Source organism: Frankia canadensis (genome assembly GCF_900197875.1).
Taxonomy (GTDB): domain Bacteria; phylum Actinomycetota; class Actinomycetes; order Frankiales; family Frankiaceae; genus Frankia; species Frankia canadensis.
This window is the reverse complement of the sequence record NZ_FZMO01000258.1, coordinates 1-5,214: the sequence shown is the minus strand read 5'-3', so window position 1 is coordinate 5,214 and position 5,214 is coordinate 1. Positions and strand designations below refer to the sequence as shown.

Here is a 5,214-nt window from a genome sequence, read left to right as displayed (position 1 = left end):
CACACGGCCAACGCCGACGTCAACGCAGCACGCACCATCGCGGCCGGACGGGCCGCGGCCGCGCGGGGAGGCACCGGGCTGCCGGTGCCCGTGAACCGCGAACCTCAACACCGCGCACCTCCTCCGGTGGGTGTGTAGAAGTTGGAATCCCCCGCGTTCACACGGGGGAGGACGTCAAGCGAACGACTCCCGCAGCGCCGCCGAGACGGTTCGGGCGACGTCCCCGAAGGCGGCGTCGAAGCGCAGGTCAGCGGGCCGCGGGTAGGCGAACGGGACATCGATCTGCGCGATCACTCGCCCCGGTCGGGCCGAGAGGACGACGACGCGGCTGGCGAGCCAGACCGCCTCGACGACCGAGTGGGTGACGAACAGGCCCGCGAACCGCTCACGGGCGTGCAGCCGCTGCACCTGCTCACCGAGCCGCTGCCGGGTGATCTCGTCGACCGCGCCGAACGGCTCGTCGAAGAGGAACAGCGACGGCCGCACCGTGAGCGCCCGGGCGAGCGAGACCCGCATCCGCATGCCGCCGGACAGCGCGGCGGGCCGATGGCGCTCGAATCCCTCGAGCCCGGTAAGGGAGATGGCCTCGGCCACGAGTTCGCGCCGCCGTTTCTTCGGCACGCCGTCGAGTTGGGCGAGCAGACCGACATTGCCCGTAACGGTGCGCCATGGCAGGAGCGTGGGGTCCTGAAAAACGTAGCCGGGGGCCTCGGGCCCGACGGTAACCGTCCCGCTGGAGGGCCTGGCCAGCCCCGACGCGATCCGCAACAGTGTGGACTTTCCGGAGCCCGACGGGCCGACCACCGTGACGAACTCGCCGTCGGCAACGGTCAGCGACACTCCCCGTAACGCATCGACACCGCCCGGGAAGGTCTTTCCCACCTCGTCGAACGCCAATGCGATCCCCGGCACAGTGGGCACCGTCTCTCCCTTCTTACCGCGGGGCCGGGCCGTCGGCGGCATGCCCGCCTTTTCTATCACCATCCGGTACGCTGAGGGGAACAAGCCCGAATGAGGTGAAGGCAGGGGAATGACACTGCAACGGGCTAGCGGGCCGATCGTGCGCCGCGTTGTACTGGGCACCCAGCTGCGGCGGCTCCGGGAGGCGAAGGGTCTTAGCCGGGCGGACGCGGGCTACAGCATTCGGGCATCCGAGTCGAAGATCAGTCGACTGGAACTGGGTCGGGTCAGTTTCAAGGAACGTGATGTGGCCGACCTGCTGACGCTGTATGGAGTCATCGACGAGAAGGACCGCTCACCGCTACTCGAACTCACCCGCCAGGCAAACGAGCCCGGTTGGTGGCAGGGTTTCACCGACGTGATGCCGGGGTGGTTTCAGCCATACCTGGGCCTGGAGGAAGCGGCGGTCCTGATCCGGACCTACGAGCTTCAGTTCATTCCCGGTCTCCTCCAGACCGAGGATTACGCGCGCGCCGTCATGGCGGTAGGCCGCCAGACGCACGGTACCGACATCGTCGAACGCCGGGTCCGGGCACGGATGAGTCGGCAGACCATGTTCGACCGGCCCGACGCACCCCGGGCCTGGGCGATCATCGACGAGGCGGCGCTGTGGCGCTCGGTCGCCGGTCCGGCCGTCATGCGACGTCAGCTCGAGCATCTGCTCGCCCTGAACGCGAACCCGAATCTCACCATCCAGGTGGTTCCGCTCAGCGTCGGCCCGCACCCCGCCGAGGGGGGCGCGTTCACCATTCTGCGGTTCGGTGATCCGGACGTGGCCGACGTCGTCTACCTGGAGCACCTCACGGGCGCCATCTACCTCGACAGGCAGGAGGATGTCACCCGCTACATGCTGGCCATGGACAACCTGGCGCTCAGGAGCACGGCGCCGGACGACACGGTGAAGGTCATCGAGAAGATCGCCGCACACCACGCCGCCTGAGCGCCGTCCTCCCACCGGACGGCGAACGTCCGTCCTCAGGCCTTTCGGCCGACGCCGCACAGGTCGTCGATCGCCACCGGCGGTTCGGCCGAGGGGGCGGGCCGCCACAACGGCGTCGAGACCAGACCCGGCTCGACGAGGTCGAAGCCGTCGAGGAAACGGGCCACCTGCTCGGGCGTGCGCATGTGGTACGGGAAGTTCTCGTTCTCGTGGAGATCGTGGATGCTGTCGGCGCGGTCCTCGCCCATGACGGCATAGGTGCCGTCCTTGAACACGAGATAGCTGCCGGACGGAAGGGCGTCACGCAGTTCACGCACGATCGCGTAGGCCTCGTCGAGGTCGGCCACGTTTCCCATGATCCCCAGCATGATCAGCCCGATGGGCCGGGTGAAGTCGAGGGTCTCGCGGGCCGCCTCGAGGATCTTCCGCGGCTCGCGGACGTCGGCGTGGACGTAGGTGGTGGTCCCCTCGGGCGTGCCGACCAGCAGGGCCCGCGCGTGCACCAGTACCAGCGGATCGTGGTCGACGTAGACGATCCGCGAGTCGGGGGCGACCCGCTGCGCCACCTCATGGGTGTTGTCGGCCGTCGGCAGGCCGGTACCGATGTCGAGGAACTGGCGGATCCCCACCTCACCCGCCAGGTGGGTGACCGCGCGGCCGAGGAAGGCCCGTGCCTGCCGGGCGATCTGGACGATCTCGGGGAGCAGCGCGTAGAGCCGGTCGCCGAACTCGCGGTCGACCGGATAGTGGTCCTTCCCGCCCAGCCAGTAGTTCCACACCCGCGCCGAGTGCGGCACGGTGATGTCGACAGCGGGTGCCGAACCGTCGGTCATGGGTGACGTTCCCTTCGCAGCCTTCGCAGCGCGGCCACAAGAATGCCGATGTTCATCATAAGGACCGTCCGGGGCGGGCGGACCCGCCCCGGACATCGCTTCTTCTTCCGTCGCCGTCGCGGCCCCTACTTCAGGCTCACCGTCTTGTCGAGGAACTCGTTGGTCACCAGGTCCGCGGGAGCCAGGCCCGCCTTCGGCGCGCTGCCCTTCGCCGTGAAGACCGGGGCCAGCCGGCCGATCAGCGACCCGACCCGGGCCGTGTCGAAGCTGCCCAGCACGCCGTCCTTGCCGTCGGCGATCAGCCCGAGCCGCTTCTGGGTGGCGTTGCCGTACGCGAGCAGCCCCGGCGACAGGGTGAACCCGCCGGTGTGCAACGTGCTGACGGTCTTCAGCAGGAGCTGGTTCACCGGCGCCGGATTCGCGACGTAGTCGCGCTGCGCGTGCTGCAGCAGCGGCACCAGCTTGGCCAGGCAGGCCCGTTGGCTCGACACCTTGTCCGGCCGCACGGCCAGCGCGGAGATGTACGAGGGGTACTCGTCCTGCAGGAGCAGCTGCTTCACCGGCCTGCCCCACGCCTTGACGTCATGCTGGAGCAGGTAGGGCTCGTTGGTGACGAACGCCTGCTGCACGATCTTGCCGTCGGCGGCGACGAACCGGTCCGGCGACCCCTGATAGGAGGTGTCGACCTGCGACGCGGTCAGCAGCCCCTCCCGGACGAAGACGTCGGGAAAGGACGTCCCGCTCGCGCTGGCCAGCACCGTCGCGCCCGAGTCGCGGACCTCGGCGACCCTGCTGAAGTTCCACGCCGGATTACCCCAGATGAGCGCCAGCGGTGACTTCTCGTACGGCGCGAAGACGGCGACGGTCGCCTGCTTCCCGGATGCCTGCACGGCCTCGTCCGTACCCACATAGCCGGCCAGGATGTCGTCGTCCTGCGCCAGCAGCGAGGTCACCGGCTGAAAACCCGTCGCCGGCCCGCCGGCGCGCACCTGCAGCCGCACACCGGTATCACCCAGCGGGCCCTCGACCCAGTTCTTGCCCACATTGATCGACGGGTTCGGGCCGAGAAGCTGATACAGATATCCATCCGGAAGCCCGGGCCACCAGTTCGACTGAATGACGACCGTGGACGGACAGATCCCCTTCAGCGGCGTCGTGTATCGCGACGCGGCGGCGGCCTGCGTGGTCGACGGGCTCGCCCCGTCGGACCCGGTCGTCGAGTCGGAACACGCGGTCAGGCCGAAGGCCAGCACCGCGGCGCATCCCGCCACCCAGCGGCGGCGAAACCTCGAAACTCCCACCAGCCCAGATCTCCTCAACACTGTGCAACATATGAATACCGGCGGTGAGAACATCGGACCTGCGATGCTCCTGACACGGCAAGCCGTCTCCGCCCCCAGCCGTCAGGATTCCACACCACCGAGGACAGGCTGGCATGAGGTGCCATTTCTCCGGCAACCCGCCCACCGGGCACAGGACACCTCCGCCGCCCCGTCCAGCCCGCCAGAGATGACGGATTGATCAGACGAACCGCCCGACTGGTTCGCAAACAGGCCCCCGACCAGCGAGAACACCGACGCACCGCCAGTCCGGCGCCGTGCGGGTCGGACCCGAGCCGTCAGCCGAGCAGGGTCTCGCCGACGAATCCGCCGGCCGCGCAGCCGGGCGGGATGGCGAAGACCGCCGAGCCGATCGGGGTGACCCACTCGTTGAGCAGGTCCAGCTCGGCCAGGCCGGTCAGCGGCGCCCCGTTTCCCAGCGTGCGACCGATCACCGCCGGTCCACACGGGTTCGAGCCGGTCGATGGAGAAGGCCGGAAGCTGCCGCAGCCACGGCGGTGTCCGGGTCGGGTCTCCCGCCCTGGCAGCACGGGCGACCAGGGCGGGGTCGAACCCGAAGGTCACCGTCAACCGCGACGGCGAGCGCGCGAGTTCGGGCTCGGATCGGAGTCGGCGAGGGCCGCCTCGCCCCGCATGAGCCGGGCGGCATCGCCGCTCAGGATCCGCATCATTCGCCGCAGACCGTCGTGGTCGGTGTCGTCATGAAGATCAAGCGCGGCGAACGTCGCATGCGCCTGCGGCGCCGTGTCGACGCCCGCCTGGTGCACACCCCGTGGAACCGCCACGGTTCGCCGCCCTGGCGCGCCGCTGGCCACCTCCTGCGCCCACGCCATCGACGACGCCGCGGTCGGGCTGCCGACGCCGACGACGGTGACGGCATTCGGCCCGGAGTTCCGCAGGGTGCCGAACGCCGCGGTTCATCTGCGACGAGATGATGACGGTGTGGCTGACCTCGACGACGCTGCGGAGGTGGACGCGCCACACCGCGATAGCACCACCGTCGGTGGCGGGCTGCGGACCGGGGCGGGAACGTCCCTGGAAAAACATGTGGGGCCGTCCCGACCACAGTCGAAACGGCCCCACATATGTAAGTCCGGCGGCGTCCTACTCTCCCACACGGTCCCCCATGCAGTACCATCGG

Annotated in this window: 6 protein-coding genes; 1 reads left to right on the top strand and 5 read right to left on the bottom strand. The window is 69.3% G+C overall.

Annotation, left to right across the window (positions count from 1 at the left end):
• Positions 1 to 174: 174 nt before the first annotated feature.
• Positions 175 to 921 (bottom strand): ABC transporter ATP-binding protein, encoded by a 747-nt coding sequence (locus tag C1A33_RS19765; RefSeq protein ID WP_101832930.1) that lies wholly within the window; start codon positions 919 to 921, stop codon positions 175 to 177.
• A gap of 109 nt (positions 922 to 1,030) precedes the next feature.
• Here C1A33_RS19765 and C1A33_RS19760 point away from each other — a divergent pair, with 109 nt between their 5' ends.
• On the top strand, positions 1,031 to 1,900 hold the full coding sequence (locus C1A33_RS19760) for a helix-turn-helix domain-containing protein (protein ID WP_101832929.1): 870 nt from the start codon (positions 1,031 to 1,033) through the stop codon (positions 1,898 to 1,900).
• Positions 1,901 to 1,935: 35 nt separating this feature from the next.
• On the opposite strand, the gene C1A33_RS19755 is transcribed toward C1A33_RS19760, so the two are convergent.
• From C1A33_RS19755 to C1A33_RS35845, 4 genes are all read right to left on the bottom strand, one after another.
• A complete protein-coding gene (locus C1A33_RS19755; protein ID WP_101832928.1) occupies positions 1,936 to 2,733 on the bottom strand; it encodes an SAM-dependent methyltransferase in 798 nt (265 codons plus the stop codon).
• A 125-nt stretch (positions 2,734 to 2,858) separates the two neighbouring features.
• Positions 2,859 to 4,034, bottom strand: a complete 1,176-nt coding sequence (locus C1A33_RS19750; RefSeq protein WP_101832927.1) for a hypothetical protein — start codon at positions 4,032 to 4,034, stop codon at positions 2,859 to 2,861.
• Between the two features lie 317 nt (positions 4,035 to 4,351).
• Complete coding sequence (locus C1A33_RS35850) at positions 4,352 to 4,507, bottom strand: hypothetical protein (RefSeq protein WP_207770393.1); 156 nt, start codon at positions 4,505 to 4,507, stop codon at positions 4,352 to 4,354.
• Between the two features lie 132 nt (positions 4,508 to 4,639).
• Positions 4,640 to 4,858: a Dyp-type peroxidase domain-containing protein gene (locus tag C1A33_RS35845; RefSeq protein ID WP_207770392.1), complete on the bottom strand. Its 219-nt coding sequence runs from the start codon at positions 4,856 to 4,858 to the stop codon at positions 4,640 to 4,642.
• Between the last annotated feature and the right edge of the window lie 356 nt (positions 4,859 to 5,214).